Here is an 18,623-nt window from a genome sequence, read left to right as displayed (position 1 = left end):
GGCCTAAAGAGTTGGAAATTTTTGATTATGATCAAGAAAATTATACAACTTCTTTATGGTTTTCTGAAGGTACAACCAGTTATTATGACATGATTATTCCCTTAAGAGCTGGTATTTATAATCATCAAACATTTTTTGAGTTATTAAGTAAAGATATTAGTCAATATTTAGCTATTCCGGGTAGAAATATTCAACCATTAAATGAATCAAGTTTTGATGCTTGGATCAAATTATATCGTCGTGATGCTTATAGTAATAATAATCAAATTTCTTATTATTTAAAAGGGCAATTGGTTACTTTACTTTTAGATTTACTTATTAGAAAAAATAGCGATAGTCAAAAGTCTTTTGATGATGTCATGAAAACAATGTGGCTAAAATTTGGAAAAGAAGAAATTGGTTTTACTTCTAAACAGTTACAGAAAGAAATTGAGGCGATCGCCAATACAGATTTAACAGAGTTTTTCTACTTATATTTAGACACGACAACAGATTTACCATTTAACGAATATTTTGAACCTTTCGGCTTAAAATTAGAATCACAAATAGATAAAAATATACCACCATATTTAGGTTTAAATCTTCAGAAAAAAAATGCCATAGAAGAAATAACTTTTGTGGATGCCAATTCCCCAGCAGGAAAAGCCGGAATTGATGCCGGAGATGAATTGTTGGCTATAGATGACTTTAGAGTGACAGCAGATAGTTTAAACGATAGATTATTAGATTATCAAACTAATGACATTATTAAATTAACGTACTTTCATCAAGAAGAATTAAAAACTGCAAAAGTAAAATTAGCCCCTCCTCAACCCTCTAGTTATCGAGTAAAAATTATTGACTATCCTAGTGATAAACAAAAAGAAATGTTAAAAAAATGGCTTTCTACTAATGAGGAATTTAGAATTTAGAATTTGACTTGAGTTCGACATAAAATTGTCGGTGAAGGTGAGACTGCCATAGACTAGGAGACTAGAAGATGAGGAGACTAGAAGATGAGGAGACTAGAAGACTGGAGAGAATTGACTTAAACATTATTAAAATTGATTTTCGACAATTATTTACTAAACTTAATTCTTTTAGGTGGGTAAAATTTCGTCAAGACTCTTAAACCCTTATTTTTAAAAGTTTTTGACATCAAACTGACGTAGAATGATGTTAGTTTAATAATCCTTGACGTAAATTACCGTTATTTTCTGCTAACAAAAATTCTGCTTCGGTTAAAGTTTTATTACCCCAGTGCATTAATAATGCCAATTTTACTTTATTACCACTAGCTATTAATAGTTTAGCCGCACTTTCTCGGTCTAAATCTGTTAAGTCACTGATAATTCTTAAGGCTCGATCTTCTAGTTTACTATTGGTCACCGATACATCTATCATCCGATTACCGTAAACTTTGCCTAATTTTACCATCACCCCTGTGGAAATAATGTTCAATGCCATTTTTGTAACTGTTCCAGCTTTCAACCGAGTTGAACCTGCTAAAATTTCAGCTCCTGTCAATAAACGAATATCAATATCTGCCTCTATGGTTACTTGATTTTTCGGCACACAACTCATGGCGATCGCCACTGCCCCTAATTTTTTCGCTTCTTTTAACGCCCCATGGACATAAGGAGTTGTACCACCTGCGGTAATTCCAATAACCACATCTAAAGAACTGATCTGATGATCAATCATAGCTTGAGCACCATCTTCGGGACGATCTTCTAAGGCTTCCGAACTTTTCACTAAAGCAGACGCACCTCCTGCTAAAATCCCCTGTACCATATCCGGATTAGTGCAGAAGGTAGGTGGACATTCGGCCGCATCTAACACCCCTAAACGTCCGCTAGTACCTGCTCCGATGTAAAATAAACGTCCTCCCTTCCTTAATGCTCTCGCTGTCACTTCTATGGTTTGGGCTAATTCTTCCCTAGCATTGGCGATCGCTTCAATAGTTTTTTGATCTTCTTGATTGAATAAATCGACTATTTCCAGTGCTGAAAGTTGGTCTAATTTAATACTAGCAGAGTTAATTTGTTCGGTTAATAAATGACCACGATTCATAAATAATTAATAGTGAATAGTGAATAATGATTAGTGAATAATGATTAGTGTTATCGGGTAAGGTTTGAGAGTCATATTCTCGCACCCGTTGTGTGCAATACATCCCATGCCTAAAGACGATGGGCGAGTTGCGAAGTTATTGTAAAACAAAAATCCGCGCTGGTAATTCCTCATTTCTCATTCCTCATTCCTCATTCCTCATTCCAAATTCTAAATTCTAAATTCTTAAAGAAGTCCTTCTAGTTGACGACGGATGCGTTCTAATTCAAAAGCTGACATTTCGGCTTCAGAATATTCCGAAGAAGAAGGAGAATACACCCCATCTTCATTCCAATCTGTTTGGGGTACATTATTTTCAGGGGGAATTTCTAACATCCCTTCACTGATAAATTTCCATTCATAACCTGAAGAAAGACAAAAATCTTCAACTTCTTCTCTATCAATAGGTTCAACGGAAGGAGTGGGAAAATCCTGAGCTTCCAATAATAAAGCGTAACGAATAGCATCATCTTCGGATTCAAAGATTAAAACAAAATCTTGATCTCCTATTTGAATAGTATGGATTCCTTCGTTATCCGTACCTGAATTATATAAAAGAATGTATGTGCGCATTGATCATCATTATTGTTGTTAATAATTAATAATTTGGCTGACAACTATAAGTCGTATTAATTGTAATTACCATTTCATCGATCGCCCGTACTAAAGCAGCACCTGATTGATTAGGAGTATTAGCTAAGATACTAAAAACTAAAGTACCATATTGTTGATGATCTAAATAACCAGATAATGCTCTTACACCCGTTAAAGTACCAGTTTTAGCGTGAACAATGCCTTGTACGGAAGTTTGTTTCATACGATTGCGTAAAGTACCACTAATGCCGGCGGTGGGTAAAGAGGCGAAAAAAATATCTCTTTGAGGATTAACATACATCATTTTGAGAGTATCCACTAAAACCCTAGGAGTAGCAATATTTTGTCGGGATAATCCCGAACCATCAGCAAAGTGAAAACCTTGAGGATTAATACCTAATTGACTTAAAATTTGTTTGGCTACTGCACCACCACCAAGTCTCTTTAAAAGAGTATCAGCATAATAATTATCACTTCTTAAATTAGTCACCGTTACCCATTCTTGTAAAGATTTATTAGCACTAATGGTTGTTTCAGGGGATAACCGTTGTAAAGCGGCCGCCGTTGTTAAAATTTTCATATTAGAGGCGGGAATAAATCCTCGATCAGCATTATATTGATAAATAGTTTCCCCATCGGATAATCTTTGAACTAAAATACCCCAACTGCCTCCATAACGTTTAACAATGGTTTCAATGGCTGGAGCAAGAAAATCATTGTTACAAACTGGTGCTGAAGTGTTATTTTCTGGAGGTAAAATTTCAATGGGGATAGAAAAAGTATCTTGATTATAATTGTTAACATCAGGTAAGACAGGTTGTGCGGATACTCCTCTAGAAGAAGCAATAGCAAGAATTGTGAGTAAATGAATCAATAGTTGCTTTTTAGGCATAAGATTAAATTTTAGGTTAATGAACTAGAATAATTTTTCAAATTTTAACAATTTATTTATATTTATCAAAAACGGATGAGTGAAAATCAACCATTATCGAAAGTAAAAAAAACTAACACAACAGTTTACCATCTTGTCAGGTCTTTGATTGTTAATCCAGTATTTCATCTTTACTTTCGAGGTACTGTTACTGGTAGAGAAAAAATACCCCATCAAGGTAAATTAATTATTGTCAGTAATCATGCTAGTGTTTTTGATCCTCCTTTACTTTCTGCTGCTATTAATCGCCCTGTTGCTTATATGGCAAAGGAAGAATTATTCCTAGTTAATGGTTTATCACAATTAATCACTGTTTTAGGTGCTTATCCCGTAAATCGTGAAAGTGTTGATCGTAAAGCAATCCGTCAAGCTATATCAAGAATTGAAGAAGGATGGGCAACTGGTATTTTTATTGAAGGAACTCGTACTATTGACGGTAAAATTCATGATCCCAAATTAGGAGCGGCGTTAATTGCGGCAAAAGCTCAAGCTCCCTTATTACCAGTGTGTTTATGTGGTACAGAGAAAATTAACGTTTCAGGCAAAAAAATACCCCAATTTGTGAAAATAAAGATCAAAATCGGCGATTTAATTGAGCCTCCTACTTCTGGTAAAAAAGAACAATTAGAATTAGTTACTCGTCAGTGTGCTGAAAATATCAATAATCTTCACGAATCAATGCTACTTAGAAACGAGAAATAGCAGACTAAGTAGGCTCATAGGTGTTATATTGATCTATGAATTCCTCAACTCTAATAACAATATCAAAGTAAAAACTTTATTGTTGTCTTTAGGTAACTTAACAAAATAGTCAATTAATTTAATCTTTGTTCTAACAAAAGCAAAATTATCTAAAATCAAACTAAAATCAAAATTAGGAGATATATCTCTATGGAATCTCAATCTTACGAAGAAACTCAAATTAATCAATCTACCGCACAATTCGAGGATGACATACCCGGTGTTATTACCTCTACTTCTGCTAAAATACCTTCTAATGATGAACAAGGTTGGCAAGAATGGGTAGATGTAGTAGTCGAATTTTTAGCTAAAGTACCAGAACAATTAGGAAACTTCTTTTCTAATTATCAACAACCTTTAACTACTCTTGGCTTAATTCTCACGGCTGGTATTACTGTTTATATTACTTTATCAGTATTAGATGCCATTGATAATATTCCCCTGTTATCCTCTATTTTAGAATTGGTAGGTTTAGGATATACTGCTTGGTTTGTTACTCGTTATTTATTAAAAGCTTCTACTCGTCAAGAGTTATTTGCTGAATTTAATGGCTTAAAACAACAAGTATTAGGAAAGAATCAAGGTTAATCTGTATTTTGTCAGAATATAGGGGCTAAATTATGCCTCTATATAACTTCAGTCTGATACAAAATTGTTGGTTAAGGTAGCAGATTTTAAAAAAGGAAAAGGTTTTTATAATTGAAATAACTTGCACTTGAATTGATTTTAAATATTTTTTGCCTAAATTTAATCATTGTTAACTGTATCGTCTGACAATAACTATACATAATACCTTGTTCATCAAAATTCTTACGTCAGTTCGATGTCAAAAACCTTTAAAAATAAGGGTTTAAGAGTCTTGAGGAAATTTTACCCACCTAAAAGAATTAAATTTAGTAAATAATTGTCGAAAATCAATTTTAATAATTTTTAAGGGAATTCTCTCCTAGCCTTAAGAGTCTTCTAGCCTTCTAGTCTATGGCAGTCTCACTTTCACCGACAATTTTATGTCAAACTCAGATTCCCTTAAGGTTTGAGCCCGTAAATTTTCATAACTAATAAGGGAGTTATCAAAGTTAAAGTAATAGTCAGAGGTAAGCCGATACGGGTATAATCTAAAAATTTATAACCTCCGGGTGCATATATCATTGTGTTAGTTTGATACCCAATGGGTGCTAAATAACTATTAGAAGCGGCAAAAGTCACCACATACATAAAAGATAAAGCGTCATAACCAATACTTTCTGCTATTTTTACCGCAATGGGAATCATTAACACCACCGCCGCATTGTTTGATAAAACCTCCGTTAACATAGAAGTAGCAAAATAAAATAAGACAAGAATCCAATATCCTGATAAGTTACCAGCTACAGCTAATATTTTATCTGCTAACCATTGATTAGTTCCAGAATTATCCATTGCCACTCCTAGGGGGATTAATCCTGCTAATAAGAAAATAATATCCCATCTTACTGCACCATAAATTTCTCCCGGTTTTAAACATCCTGTTATTACCATTAACAAAACTCCTGCTAAACTGGCAGTTAAAATCGGCACAATATCTAAAGCGGAAATTAAAATTACGCTAAGAATAATCCCTAAAGCAATAAAGGCTTTTTCTTGTCTTAAACCTTCTCGATTTTTTTCTTCTAAAACTAATAATTCCCTTGTGGTTTGTAAACCAATAAAACTTTCTTTGGTTGCTTGACTTAACAGTAAATCTCCAAATTTTAAAGTAACTTTACCTAATCTTTCTCTAATTAATTCTTGGCCTCTTCTTATGGCTAAAACAGTTCCATTATAACGTTGACGAAACCTTAAATCTTTTAATGTTGAACCAATTAAGCGAGAATTTGATAAGATTAAAACTTCAGCAATTTTTTCTTCTTGACTATTATTCTCCCTCTCTAAATTATCAGAATTAAATTTATAATCAGCTAATATTTCCACTCCTCTTTCATCTTTTATATTGAGTAAATTATTACGACTTCCTCTCACTAATAAAATATCGCCTACCGCTAAAATTTTATCAGCTAAAGGCGGTGGGAAAAGCACGTCATTACGGATAATTTCTAATATATCTAAATCAAATTTTCTTTGAATTTCACTACTGCGTAAAGTTTGCCCAATTAAACTAGATTTAGGGGGAATAATCATCTCACTTACATATTCTTTTAACTCATAATCCTCGCTTAAAGATTCTCCTCCCGCTGGTTTTCTGGCAGGTAATATTTTTGGTGCGGCTAAAGAAAGATATATTAAACCAATTAAAAATACTGGTAAACCTAACTTAGTAAATTGAAAAATACTAAATTCAGGATAACCTAATTGTACAGCTATTCCACTGGCTAAAATATTAGTAGAAGTACCTAAAAGAGTAATTAATCCTCCTAAAATTGTCAGATAAGACAAGGGAATTAATAACTTAGAAATAGAAGTTTTTGTTTGTTTACTCCATTGCTCAACGATAGGTAAAAAAATCGCTACCACTGCGGTATTATTAATAAAAGCACTAATCGGTCCGACAATCATTCCCATGGTAAAAATTTGTTGACTGGGGTTTTTCCCACCAAATTTTATCAACCAATCTCTGACTATATTTAAAATTCCTGTTTTCGTAATTCCGGCGCTAAGAATAAACATTGCCATGACGGTAATAGTAGCAGAGTTACCAAAGCCTGAAATCCCTTCACTAGGAGTAACTAACCCTAAAAGCATTAATACCACCGCTACACATAAAGAGGTTAAATCTACTGGCAACCATTCAGCTATAAATGCGATTAAGGCTATTATTAAAACTGTAACCGTCAGGAAAATAGGGGAAATATTGCTTAAAAAATCCATTTTTAATAATTAAGGGAGTAGAAAAGAGAAAAGAGAAAATAGGAAATAGGCAACAGACTTTTTGCATTTGTCAGGTAACAAGCAAAAGTCAATAGACAACAAGCAAAAGTAAAAAAATTCATTTATTAAAACATCATAATTTATTTTATTTTTAATTTTGCAAGAAGTTTAATATTTAGATCCTATATCCAGTTTATAATTAATGTATAAAGGTTGGTAATAGGAATAATTTATCAATAGTCTCGCTTTTTTTTATAACTAATAAATTGACATTGGTTATTTGTCATTATTCATTCTTAAGCCTTCACTCTTAATTCTTCATGATTAATTCCTCATTTATCATCCATAATTACCTTGACTATCTTTTATAAAAATTGTTGACTATCTTTTCTTTCTTGTAAAATTTTTAAGGCTTTTTTTATGTCTTGAGTTTTATTTTTATTAACCACTAAAGTAGCATTTCCATCTCTGACTATTACCACATCTTCTAAACCAATAGTCATAATTATTTCTTCTTCTTGAGTGCTATAAATAATCGAATTTTTTGTATTTTCATTAATATGATTGCCTCTCACAACGTTACTATTTTCAGCAGTTAATAATCTCTCTAAAGCATTCCAATCTCCTAAATCATCCCACCCAAAATCTACTTTAATGACACAAGCAAGATGAGTTTTTTCCATTAACGCATAATCAATACTGATTTTATCTAACTCTTGATAAGCTAATTTTCCTTTATCTTCTAACGGCTGTAAAATTTGTGGTGCATAATTGGCTAATTCTTTTAACACAACCCCGATTTGAAAAATAAACATCCCACTATTCCAACTATATCTCCCCGTAGTGATAAATTCTTCTGCTTTTTCTTCGTCAGGTTTTTCTGTGAAACGAGTCACTTTATAAATAAAAATATCGTCTTTTTTCGTCTTAACTTCTCCTTGCTCAATATAACCATAACCGGTACTTGGATAATCGGGCTTGATACCTAAGGTTACAATGGCTTCGTTTTCTAAAGCAAAATTAACCCCTGTTTCAATAATTCTCTCAAATTCTTCTTGATTACCAATGTAATGATCCGCCGGGAAAAAACCAGCGATCGCATCTTCTCCATAATGAGTTTTAATAAATAAACTAGCCCATGTCACCGCTGGTGCTGTATCTTTGCCCACAGGTTCAACTAAAATATTCTGATGAGGTAATAACGGTAATTGTTGCTTAACACCATCAGCTAATAACTGTGAGGTGATAACGAGAATATTCTCCCACCCTTGGGCTAAAGATAATAACCGATAGGCGGTATTTTGTAACAAACTTTTACCACTACCATCAAGACAAAGAAATTGTTTCGGGCGTTGTAATCGGCTGAGAGGCCAAAATCTTTCACCTTTTCCTCCAGCTAAAATTACAGGTACAAATGTTTTTGTCATGGTTTTTGCCAAAATAAAGAGATAATAGTACGCAATTAATCAAAGATTATGTTATCAATATTAGAGATCAAAACCACAAAAATTAATGGTGAAATTGAAGAATAAATCGGCACATCAATCAAATAACTCTCACGCCAAAAAAAAATCTATCCCCATCAAAAAATCTACTTCTCCTTTGCTACAAGGTTTTATTTGGGGAGGTTGTTTTACTGTTACTGCGGCGGTATCTAGTTTTATAGGCATGACAGTAGCTTTAAAAACCCCTATCTCTGTTGATTTTAACCCCATTTTAGAAAAAATTGAAGCCTTAAAAAATTTTGGTTTAAGTTCTCTTTTCGCTCAACAATTACAAGAACCTGTTAACATTTTAGTGATGGGTATTGATAAAGTTGCCAATAGTGAAGAAAATCCTGAAAGTCGATTCTCAGGGCGTAGTGATACAATGTTATTAGTAAGATTTCAACCTGATGATCATTCTTTAAAAATACTTTCCATTCCGAGAGATAGCCGTGTGCAATTGCCCAACGGAAATTATGATAAAATTAACAGTGCTAATGCTATCGGTGGAGTGCCTTATACCAAAGAAGTTATCCAAAGAAATTTAGATAATATAAATATTGACAAATATATTAGAATTACCCCTAATGCCTTTACCGATTTAGTGGATTTAATTGGCGGTGTTGAAGTGTATGTGCCAGTAGATATGAAATATACTGATAAAACTCAAGGATTATATATTGACTTAAAAGAAGGGAAACAAACCTTAAATGGTGATCAAGTTGAACAATTTGCTCGTTTCCGTCATGATAATCTAGGAGATATTGGCAGAGTGCAACGACAACAAATATTACTCAAAGCCTTACGAGAAAAATTACAATCTCCTCAAACAATTTTTAAAATACCTCAAGCATTAAAATTATTACAGAATGAAATAGATACAGATTTAACACAATCAGAAATGTTAAGTCTTGCTGCCTTTTCTTTAAGTTTAGATAGACAAGAGATTCGTATGGTAATGTTACCCGGAAGAGCAAGTCAAAATGGGGAATATCGCCTCAGTTATTGGCTAATTTCCGAAGAAAATAAACAAAATATTATCGATGAATTTCTTACTAATAAATCATCTTCTACAGAAAATTATCGATCTTTTGATAATATTAAAATTGCCATTCAAAACGGAACTTCTAATGGAGAATTAGCCAGAAAGTTAGCCTTATTTTTACGAGAAAATAACTTTAAAAACGTTTATATTTCTAGCAATTCCCCTTATCCTACTCCTAATACAAAAATTATTGTGCAACAAGGTGATTATAATTCAGCAGAAAATCTCAAAAATATTCTTAATTTTGGTGAATTAGAGTCTTCTTCTACAGGAGATATTGATTCAGATATTACCATTCGTATCGGGGATGATGCGGAAAAATTATTATTAGAAGATAGCTTTGTTAAATAACATCTTTATTTTCTATTTGCTACCTTGACTAATAATACCCAATACCTAACACTTAATACCCTCATCTCCTCCTCCCCCATTCTTGATTTCCTCAATTCTGCAATAATTATTATAATAAGGTGAGTTATGATATAAGAATTGTCCGTTAAAATTTACCTTTCTATGATTGAAAAACTACCCGTAAAAATTGTCAGTGATAATCGTCAAGCAAGATATTTATACGAAATTTTAGATACCTATGAGGCGGGAATTGAATTAACAGGCACAGAGGTAAAATCTATTCGTATGGGTAAAGTTAATTTGCGAGATGGTTATGCTTTGATTCGTAACGGGGAAGCATGGCTTAGTAATGTGCATATTTCACCTTATGAAATTAGTGGTAAGTACTTCAATCATGAACCTCGTCGTAATCGTAAATTATTGTTACATAAAAAAGAAATTAATAAATTAATTGGTTTACTAGAACAAAAAGGTTTAACTTTAATTCCCCTAAAAATGTATCTTAAAGGTCATTGGATTAAAATAAGTTTAGGACTAGGAAAGGGTAAAAAAATTCATGATAAACGAGAAACCGTTAAACGTAGAGAAGATCAAAGAGAAATGGCTAGAGCAATAAAACGATTTTAATATAATTATCAGGGATTAAATGTTATGAGAGAAAATAGAGAACAAAATCTGGATAAACTTCAATTATCATTATACCTAATGCCTTTATTCGGACCAATTTGGGCTTTAATTAGGCTAAAATTTTTTCCTCATAATCTTGATTCACAACAAAAAAAAACTAGCCGTCTTTCCTTAAAATTAGGTATGTTTTGGTTAATTACTTACAGTACTTTATGGGTAGGAGGTTGTGTGACTTCTGAACTACTATCAATAAGATTACTTTATTTCAATGGTATCATTACTACCACTTATTTTCTCCTTTGTTTAATCCTAATTTCCCGTCTTTGGAGTCAAAATTTAAGTAAACCGAACTAAATTACTAATTATTATTATGACTTGGGCATATAAAACTCCTGGCATTCCTGATGAACTTTTTGAACGTTTACCCGGCATTCCTTTAACAAAAAAAGAAGTTAGATTACTGATATTATCAGGTTTAAGATTAGAAGAAAAGTCTGTTATTTGGGACATAGGAGCAGGTACTGGTACTATTTCTATTGAAATTGCTTTACTTTGCCCTAAAACCACTATAATTGCTATTGAAAGAGATCCTGATGTGGCTAATTTGATCAAAAAAAATTGTCAGCGTTTTGGTATTAAAAATATACAAGTAATTGAAGGAAACGCTCCCGATTGTTTTAACAATATAACTCAAAAACCTGATCGAGTTTGTATCGGTGGTGGCAAATCTGTAAAGGAAATTTTAGAGCAAGTTTGGGATTTATTACCAGCACAAGGTAGAGTTGTTGCTATGGCTAGTAACTTAGAGAATCTTTATCGCATTTCTGAAGGATTATCTCAATTACAGGCACGAAATATCGAAGTTGTTCAATCTTCTATCAATCGTTTGGAAATGAGGGGATTAAGCCAAGTCTTTGCCGCCATTGCACCTATTTTTATTTTGAGTGGAGAAAAAATTAATGATTAATGTGTCATATATTGATATGTTTGTAGTAAACCCTTAAGAGCTTATTCTTTATTTATAACTGCTAAAGCCCTCACTACGAACTTTTAAAAAAATCAATAATGACAATTATTCTACTTTTAGTTTGATTAAAATAAGAAATAACGTTGAGCCATTGGTAATACATAAGCCGGTTCGCAGGTTAAAAGTTCACCATCAGCTCGTACTTCATAAGTTTCTGCATCAACTTCCATATTCGGAGCATAATCATTTAACTTCATATCCGCTTTACTCAAATTACGGGTATTTTTTACCGCTATTGTTGGCTTTCTCAATCCCAATTTGCCTTTAATATCTAACTCTAGGGATGCTTGAGAAACAAAAGTTAAACAGGTAGAGGCGATCGCACCTCCAAAACCACCAAACATCGGTTGAGAGTGACGGGGTTGAGGAGTAGGAATACTAGCATTAGCATCACCCATTTGGGCATAGGCAATCATGCCACCTTTGATGACTAACTCAGGTTTTACCCCGAAAAAAGCCGGTTTCCACAACACCAAATCTGCCAATTTACCTTCTTCGATCGAACCGACATGATCAGCGATACCATGAGTAATAGCAGGGTTAATAGTATATTTAGCAACATAACGCTTTGCTCGAAAATTATCATTAAGACTTTCCCCATTAATAAGAGGGGATTGAGGAGGGTTCAAATGTCCTCTTTGTACCTTCATTTTATGGGCAGTTTGCCATGTGCGAATAATTGTTTCTCCTACCCTTCCCATAGCTTGAGAATCAGAGGCAATCATGCTAAAAGCCCCTAAATCATGTAAAATATCTTCAGCAGCGATCGTTTCCCGGCGAATGCGAGACTCAGCAAAAGCAACATCTTCAGGGATACCTCTATCTAAATGATGACATACCATTAACATATCAAGATGTTCTTCGAGAGTATTCATGGTATAAGGGCGAGTAGGATTAGTTGAAGAAGGTAAAACATTCATTTGCCCACATACCTTAATAATATCCGGTGCGTGACCGCCTCCTGCCCCTTCGGTATGATAAGTATGAATTACTCTGTTTTTAAAAGCGTTAATGGTATCTTCCACAAATCCTGCTTCATTTAATGTGTCGGTGTGAATAGCTACTTGTACGTCATATTTATCAGCAATAGTTAAACAAGTATCGATACTCCAAGGGGTTGTACCCCAATCCTCATGCAGTTTTAAGCCCATTGCCCCAGCTTTGACTTGCTCAATTAATCCCTCTGGTTGACTACTATTACCCTTACCTAAAAAGCCTAAATTCATCGCAAAAGCGTCAGCAGATTCTAACATTCGATAAAGATGCCATTCTCCAGGAGTGCAAGTGGTTGCATTTGTACCTGTAGCTGGACCTGTACCACCACCAATCATCGTTGTAATTCCAGAGGCGATCGCAGTCTCAATTTGTTGAGGACAAATAAAATGAATATGGGTATCGATACCACCGGCGGTTAAAATCATTCCTTCTCCAGCGATAACTTCTGTCACAGCACCGATGATAATATTTACTTTAGGTTGAATTTCAGGATTTCCAGCTTTCCCAATTTTGTAAATTTTGCCGTCTTTAATCCCAACATCAGCTTTAACGATACCCCACCAGTCGAGAATTAAAGCGTTAGTGATAACTGTATCTACTGCACCATCTGCCCTTGAAATGCCCGATTGCCCCATACCATCCCGAATTACCTTTCCGCCACCGAATTTCACTTCATCGCCATAAACGGTATAATCTCTCTCAACTTCGATAATTAATTCTGTATCCGCCAACCGAATGCGATCGCCAACTGTCGGTCCGAAGGTTTCAGCGTAGGCACGTCTATCGATAAAATAACTCATAGCAATTAATCATAAATAATTGACAATAATTCTATCTTAACTTAAGGTCGAAAGAAGTCCCAGTCTGAATTTTTCAACAAAAAAGTCCCACAAATCAGCGATCTTGATAACCCAAGAAAATCTTTATATTACTTAGATCTTGCATCTCTATCATCAATTCTCGATGAGGATAGGGAAAAGGGAAGAGGGAAGAGGGAAAAGTAATCAGAATTGATTTTTCCCGTTTTGTTTCATTGGTATTATTGTACTGGTGCAAGATCTGAGTATTACTCCTTAAAGATTTCTTTTAATAATAACCAAAAAGTTTTTTTCCATCCTCTTTGTTGTAAAGATTGTCGAAAACGAATATAATTTTTTACTCTAGTTGCAGTTTGAGGATGTTTAACAATTTGAAGATTACCCCAATTATCCATATAATAAATTCTTCTTTGATTACTAGCATTAATTTTTTCCGCAATACTAAGTAAATCAAAATGTCTGCCATGAAGAATTTTAACTGTTTTATTGACAAAGCCGGGGGTGATAAAACGACAGTTATATTCTGGGGTTAAAGTAGCAATTCTCAACTTACTATTATAAATAGCTTCTCGAAAAGTTGGTTGATCTGGAAGATAACCTGATACTAAATTCTTTACTAAATCTCGTTGATATAAAGATAGCCACTGAGAAAAAAGTTGCTCAATTAAAACAGATTTTTTATAGAGAAGAATACAAAAATTAAATTCAGGAAAACAGTCTGGAATATGGGAAGTTTTATATTCTAAATTCCATCGTTGAGAAGCATGGGAAACTGCCAGATCAAATTGTTCTAATAATGTAAATAATTCTTGAATATTATCGCAAATATAAGTATCACTATCTAAATATAAAGTTTGTTTATAAGGTGATTTTAGTAAATAAAGAATTTTTGTACTTTGGCGATGTCCGTTATATAAATAAGGGGAAATAGGTATGATTTGTTCAAAATAATCTGATGAAATTTTTTGATCACTAAAAATAGTAATAGGAATATCAGGATTTTTTTGTTTAAAACTTAAAGCAGATTGATAGGCTTCCTTAACACAATTTTCCCCCGTAACAATATAAATAACACCTTGAGATAATTGATTATTCATAGTTTTTATTTAAAAACCTGTTTAATTTTATCCTTAGTTTGATAAATTATTCCCATAAAAGAATTAAAATTCTTAAATTTTTTTAAGTCTGCTTGAAAATTAATACCATATTGAATAATTTGCTTCTCAAATAGTTCTAAAGCATATTCATATAATTTTATATCTAATTGATTATGATCTCGAATAAATTTAATAACTTCGGGGGAAAAAGTTGAGTCTGGAGGTTTATTATTAGCTACTCTTTGACGGTAATAATAAATATTTTGCCAACCTAAAAAATGTTTAAATAATAATAAACTTTCATCAAATTTTTCTGTAATTCCTATAACTTGAAAATAATCTCTAAGATTTGCTTTAGCTTTGTCTAATAATTTTAAAGACTCTTGATTATAATAATCAGTTAGTAAAAAAGAATGAACTTCTTTGGCTTTTTTTAACTCTCGATGCCCTAATTTTATTTGATATAAAATATCTAATCCAGATAACCATGTTGTCATGTGATTAGAACCTCTTGTTAAGCAAAATTCTTGTAAAGTCATTGAGGTATTTTCAGGAACATTTTGCCGAAAATAATAAGCAGAAATAACTCTTTTAATTGGATTTCTTAACATAGTAATATAACTTGCCTCTTGATCTAAATAATCATGCAACCCAAAAGCAATATGTCCTTTAATTATTTTGATTTTCTTCTCAGATAGTTGAGATTTAATTGACTCAATAGTTTGTGAAAAAGATTCTCGATGAAGAATTGTAAATATTTGCTCTTGATTATAATTATGATTAATAATTGAGTGTAAAGTAGTTCCAGCCGTTTTTTCAATATGGGTAAAAATAATTACAGGTTTTTCCTTTTGATTAAGAGATTTATATTTATTTGGTTTAATAATATTGGTATATTGCATTTATTTATGAAGTTTAGTTAATGTTTGGGGTTGTGTAAGTCCTATTTTTTCCTCATAAAAACCTAGTAAATTTGCTAATTGAGCAATAAAAAGAATTAACCAATATTTTAAATAAAATTGCCCAACAATAAGTAGGAATAACGATCGAAGTCTCTAATGGTAACATAATCTTTTTTCTATTTAGTTGTTATTATTTTATCTACCTTTTATCCCTCAATATTTTGTAAAGAAAGAAAATTAGTTTCTGTAAGTTTTTTGCTATCTGCATCTAAAAAATAAATGCGATCGCAATGGGTTATAGTGGTTAAACGATGAGCAACAATAATCATGGTTACTTTACCCATTAAAGATTGAATTGCCTCATTGACATTTTTTTCCGTTTCTTGATCTAGGGCGGAAGTTGCCTCATCAAAAACTAAAATTTTGCGATTATGATAGAGTACACGAGCTATTCCTATTCGTTGACGTTGTCCTCCAGACAAGAGAATCCCCCTTTCACCCACCAGGGTTTTTATACCTTGAGGTAATTGTTCAATTAAATCCGTCAATTGAGCCATTTTAATAACTTCATTGACTCTCTCTATATTTATGCTCTCATCTTCAACACCAAAGGCGATATTTTTTTCAATGGTATCATCAATCAAAAAGATAGTTTGGGGAACATAGCCAATAATATTTTGCCATGCTCGTAAATTCTGGTAAATAGAAATTCCGTCAACTTTAATGTCTCCTATTTCTGGTGTCAAAATTCCTAAAATTATATCGACTAAAGTAGTTTTTCCTGAGCCTGATTTACCCACTATGGCGATCAATTCTCCGGGTTTGATTGTTAGGGATAAATTCTCTAAAATTAATCGGGAATTTTTCTTATATCGATAATTTATTTGCTCGATTTTTACTTCATTATCAAAAGGTATAATTTCACTGTCTAGAGCAATATTCGTAAAATTTTGATTTTTAAATTGATCTATTTGGTATAAATCAGCATATAAAGTTTCAAGGGCATAGTGAGAGGTTTGTAAATAGTTAATTGCTGAAATAAAACTAGAAATAGCTGGAGATATTCTTAAAAATGCTAAGGCAAAAACACCTAAAGTTGAGTAAAGTTCTACAATATTTTGGTTATTAAATATTACGGAGAAACAAATAAAAATAATAACAGATAGTAGTAAAAATACTTCTAATAAAAATTTGGGAAATATTTGATAAGTTTGAGATAAAGTCATTGCTTGTTCTAAACTCTGAGTTGGTTCTACCAATTTTTCCTTAAAATATTCTTGACAACCAATTATTTGAGTTTCTTTTAAACTCCCTAAAATATGATTGATAGTCAAAATAATTTCTCTTTGTGCTTGGGATTGTATTTTTCCCCATTTCCTCATTTTTTGCCACAAATAAGAACAAAAAATAAACATAGGAAAAATCGCTACTAAAATTAGCGTAAATAAAAATAAATTGGTTTTAGCTAACAGAATACCTAAAACAATAATAGTAATTAAACTGGTTGAACCATTTAATAATGGGGAGATACACTGTTGACAAAAACCATTAACTTCAATAATTATATTTTTAACAATATCAGCACTATTTTTTTCAAAGTAAAATGTATAGGGCAATTGTAAATAACCTTTAACTAATCTTCTAACTAATCTAGTTTTTTGATGGTTATAAAAACTATTGATAAAGTTCTGAGATATTAAATATAAACTAGAATTAAAAATGAAAATAATTGTGAAAAGTATGGCACAAACTGCAATTAGATAATTTTGATTAGTAATGCCTAATGTTTTAGATAACCAATTTAACCAAGGAATTTTTTTAAGAGAGTTTTCTTGAGAAATAAGACTAACTAAAGGGTAAATTAATCTAATTCCTAATGATTCTAATACTGAAGCACTACTAACTGTAAAAAAAATAATAATTAGTTGTTTTTTTCTAATATTAATAATATAAAAAAATTTATCTAAATATTTAATCATTTTGCCAAAGACTCAAATATATATTAACTGTTTGTTGAGCAATTAAATTCCAATTCCATTCTTTAGCAACTTGGAAGTTATATTCACCCATTGCTAAAATTTTATCTTGATTTTGACAAGCTAATTTCATTGATTTTAGTAGTCCGTTACTTTCATTAAAATTATACAAAAAAGCACCTGAATTGTTCAGAATTTCCGCAAAATGTCCTAATTTAGGAGCAATACAAGCCTTAGCAAAAGACATTGCTAATAAGGCAACTCCGGAGGTAGTAAAAACTTGATAAGGAAGTATAACACAATCGGCGACATTAAAATAAATCTGGACTTGATCATCTTCAATTAATTGTGGTACAAATAAAATATTAGAAATATTCTTACTATGAGATTTAATTTGGTTAACAATATCTCTTTCTACTGGTTTTCCTGCAATTAATAAAAATATCTTTTGTGAAGGCAATAATTTAAAAACTTCTATTGCTTCTACAAATCCTTTATAAGAGTAAATACTGCCAAAAAGCAAAAAAACTAATTTTTCTGAAGGAATATTTAAACTTTTTCGAGCCTCTTCTGAACTTATTTGATTAGAATAAAAATCAATATAATTACCATGATTAATGGTAAATAATTTATTTTTTCTAGCTAAATTATGAAAATATGGGGAAATTTCTTGATAAGAATAGTGACTATGAGTTATTATTGCATCGATAAAATTATTAATAATAGAAATTTGATTTTGATTAAGAAAATATTTCCCCTCAAGTAGTTTATCTTGCCATTCATGAACTGTCCAAACAACTTTAATGTTAAGAATTTTTAAAATTAAGATTTGTAATAAAAAAAGTAAAGTTTTTAGAGGTTGATAAAATTTATGTTTACTAATTATAAAAGGATGAATAGTATGAATATGTAAAATTGTTTTTTGCCAAAATTTTAAGAAAAAAGGTAGAAAAATTAAATCACAATAATGAATTTCTAGTTCACATCCTTGTTGTACTAAAGATTTAGCTAATAATTGCTGATAAGGATTATAAGGTTGCCAATTTGAAAGAAAAACAACTCTAAGACGGGATTGATATTTATCTTTTTCTTTGTTCAT

18 protein-coding genes are annotated in these 18,623 nt (G+C 31.9%); 8 read left to right on the top strand and 10 right to left on the bottom strand.

Going from position 1 to position 18,623, the window contains the following annotated elements; genetic code table 11:
• Together FWJ34_RS06275 and FWJ34_RS06270 are read left to right on the top strand one after the other, a co-directional pair.
• The coding region (locus FWJ34_RS06275; RefSeq protein WP_308254468.1) for a PDZ domain-containing protein at positions 1–911 on the top strand (911 nt) is incomplete at its 5' end.
• A gap of 68 nt (positions 912–979) precedes the next feature.
• Positions 980–1,111, top strand: coding sequence for a hypothetical protein (locus FWJ34_RS06270; RefSeq protein WP_308254467.1), 132 nt, complete (start codon positions 980–982; stop codon positions 1,109–1,111).
• 47 nt (positions 1,112–1,158) lie between these two features.
• Here FWJ34_RS06270 and murQ read toward each other — a convergent pair whose 3' ends face one another.
• The 3 genes from murQ to FWJ34_RS06255 form a co-directional block, all read right to left on the bottom strand.
• Positions 1,159–2,052: an N-acetylmuramic acid 6-phosphate etherase gene (murQ, locus tag FWJ34_RS06265; protein ID WP_308254466.1), complete on the bottom strand. Its 894-nt coding sequence runs from the start codon at positions 2,050–2,052 to the stop codon at positions 1,159–1,161.
• Between the two features lie 225 nt (positions 2,053–2,277).
• A complete protein-coding gene (locus tag FWJ34_RS06260) occupies positions 2,278–2,664 on the bottom strand; it encodes a DUF3110 domain-containing protein (protein ID WP_308254465.1) in 387 nt (128 codons plus the stop codon).
• A 25-nt stretch (positions 2,665–2,689) separates the two neighbouring features.
• On the bottom strand, positions 2,690–3,577 hold the full coding sequence (locus FWJ34_RS06255; protein WP_308254464.1) for a D-alanyl-D-alanine carboxypeptidase: 888 nt from the start codon (positions 3,575–3,577) through the stop codon (positions 2,690–2,692).
• Positions 3,578–3,652: 75 nt separating this feature from the next.
• Here FWJ34_RS06255 and FWJ34_RS06250 point away from each other — a divergent pair, with 75 nt between their 5' ends.
• Both FWJ34_RS06250 and FWJ34_RS06245 read left to right on the top strand, forming a co-directional pair.
• Complete coding sequence (locus FWJ34_RS06250) at positions 3,653–4,318, top strand: lysophospholipid acyltransferase family protein (RefSeq protein ID WP_308254463.1); 666 nt, start codon at positions 3,653–3,655, stop codon at positions 4,316–4,318.
• Between the two features lie 189 nt (positions 4,319–4,507).
• Positions 4,508–4,945, top strand: a complete 438-nt coding sequence (locus FWJ34_RS06245; protein ID WP_308254462.1) for a CAAD domain-containing protein — start codon at positions 4,508–4,510, stop codon at positions 4,943–4,945.
• Between the two features lie 438 nt (positions 4,946–5,383).
• On the opposite strand, the gene FWJ34_RS06240 is transcribed toward FWJ34_RS06245, so the two are convergent.
• On the bottom strand, positions 5,384–7,201 hold the full coding sequence (locus FWJ34_RS06240) for an SLC13 family permease (RefSeq protein WP_308254461.1): 1,818 nt from the start codon (positions 7,199–7,201) through the stop codon (positions 5,384–5,386).
• A 365-nt stretch (positions 7,202–7,566) separates the two neighbouring features.
• The gene (locus FWJ34_RS06235) at positions 7,567–8,628 is read right to left on the bottom strand and encodes a mannose-1-phosphate guanylyltransferase (protein WP_308254460.1); all 1,062 of its coding nucleotides are present in this window, start codon (positions 8,626–8,628) and stop codon (positions 7,567–7,569) included.
• Between the two features lie 85 nt (positions 8,629–8,713).
• Between FWJ34_RS06235 and FWJ34_RS06230 the strand changes: the two genes are divergently transcribed.
• From FWJ34_RS06230 to cbiT, 4 genes are all read left to right on the top strand, one after another.
• Positions 8,714–10,081, top strand: a complete 1,368-nt coding sequence (locus tag FWJ34_RS06230) for an LCP family protein (RefSeq protein ID WP_308254459.1) — start codon at positions 8,714–8,716, stop codon at positions 10,079–10,081.
• 162 nt (positions 10,082–10,243) lie between these two features.
• Entirely contained in the window at positions 10,244–10,708 is a 465-nt protein-coding gene (smpB, locus tag FWJ34_RS06225; protein WP_308254458.1) for an SsrA-binding protein SmpB, read from the top strand.
• Between the two features lie 24 nt (positions 10,709–10,732).
• Positions 10,733–11,062, top strand: coding sequence for a hypothetical protein (locus FWJ34_RS06220; protein ID WP_308254457.1), 330 nt, complete (start codon positions 10,733–10,735; stop codon positions 11,060–11,062).
• A 16-nt stretch (positions 11,063–11,078) separates the two neighbouring features.
• Positions 11,079–11,675 (top strand): precorrin-6Y C5,15-methyltransferase subunit CbiT, encoded by a 597-nt coding sequence (cbiT, locus tag FWJ34_RS06215; RefSeq protein ID WP_308254456.1) that lies wholly within the window; start codon positions 11,079–11,081, stop codon positions 11,673–11,675.
• A 125-nt stretch (positions 11,676–11,800) separates the two neighbouring features.
• Here the strand turns inward: cbiT and ureC are convergent, their stop codons facing one another.
• The 5 genes from ureC to FWJ34_RS06190 form a co-directional block, all read right to left on the bottom strand.
• Entirely contained in the window at positions 11,801–13,531 is a 1,731-nt protein-coding gene (gene ureC / locus FWJ34_RS06210) for an urease subunit alpha (protein WP_308254455.1), read from the bottom strand.
• A 266-nt stretch (positions 13,532–13,797) separates the two neighbouring features.
• A complete protein-coding gene (locus tag FWJ34_RS06205) occupies positions 13,798–14,646 on the bottom strand; it encodes a hypothetical protein (RefSeq protein WP_308254454.1) in 849 nt (282 codons plus the stop codon).
• A gap of 5 nt (positions 14,647–14,651) precedes the next feature.
• On the bottom strand, positions 14,652–15,548 hold the full coding sequence (locus tag FWJ34_RS06200; protein ID WP_308254453.1) for a sulfotransferase family 2 domain-containing protein: 897 nt from the start codon (positions 15,546–15,548) through the stop codon (positions 14,652–14,654).
• A 206-nt stretch (positions 15,549–15,754) separates the two neighbouring features.
• Positions 15,755–17,527, bottom strand: a complete 1,773-nt coding sequence (locus FWJ34_RS06195) for an ATP-binding cassette domain-containing protein (RefSeq protein WP_308254452.1) — start codon at positions 17,525–17,527, stop codon at positions 15,755–15,757.
• Positions 17,520–18,623 (bottom strand): glycosyltransferase family 4 protein, encoded by a 1,104-nt coding sequence (locus FWJ34_RS06190; protein ID WP_308254451.1) that lies wholly within the window; start codon positions 18,621–18,623, stop codon positions 17,520–17,522. Before FWJ34_RS06190 ends, FWJ34_RS06195 begins: the two co-directional genes overlap by 8 nt.

It is taken from the genome of Geminocystis sp. GBBB08 (genome assembly GCF_016743215.1).
Lineage (GTDB): Bacteria > Cyanobacteriota > Cyanobacteriia > Cyanobacteriales > Cyanobacteriaceae > Geminocystis.
Note: the sequence above shows the minus strand (reverse complement) of the source record. Positions and strands in the feature narration are given on the sequence as shown.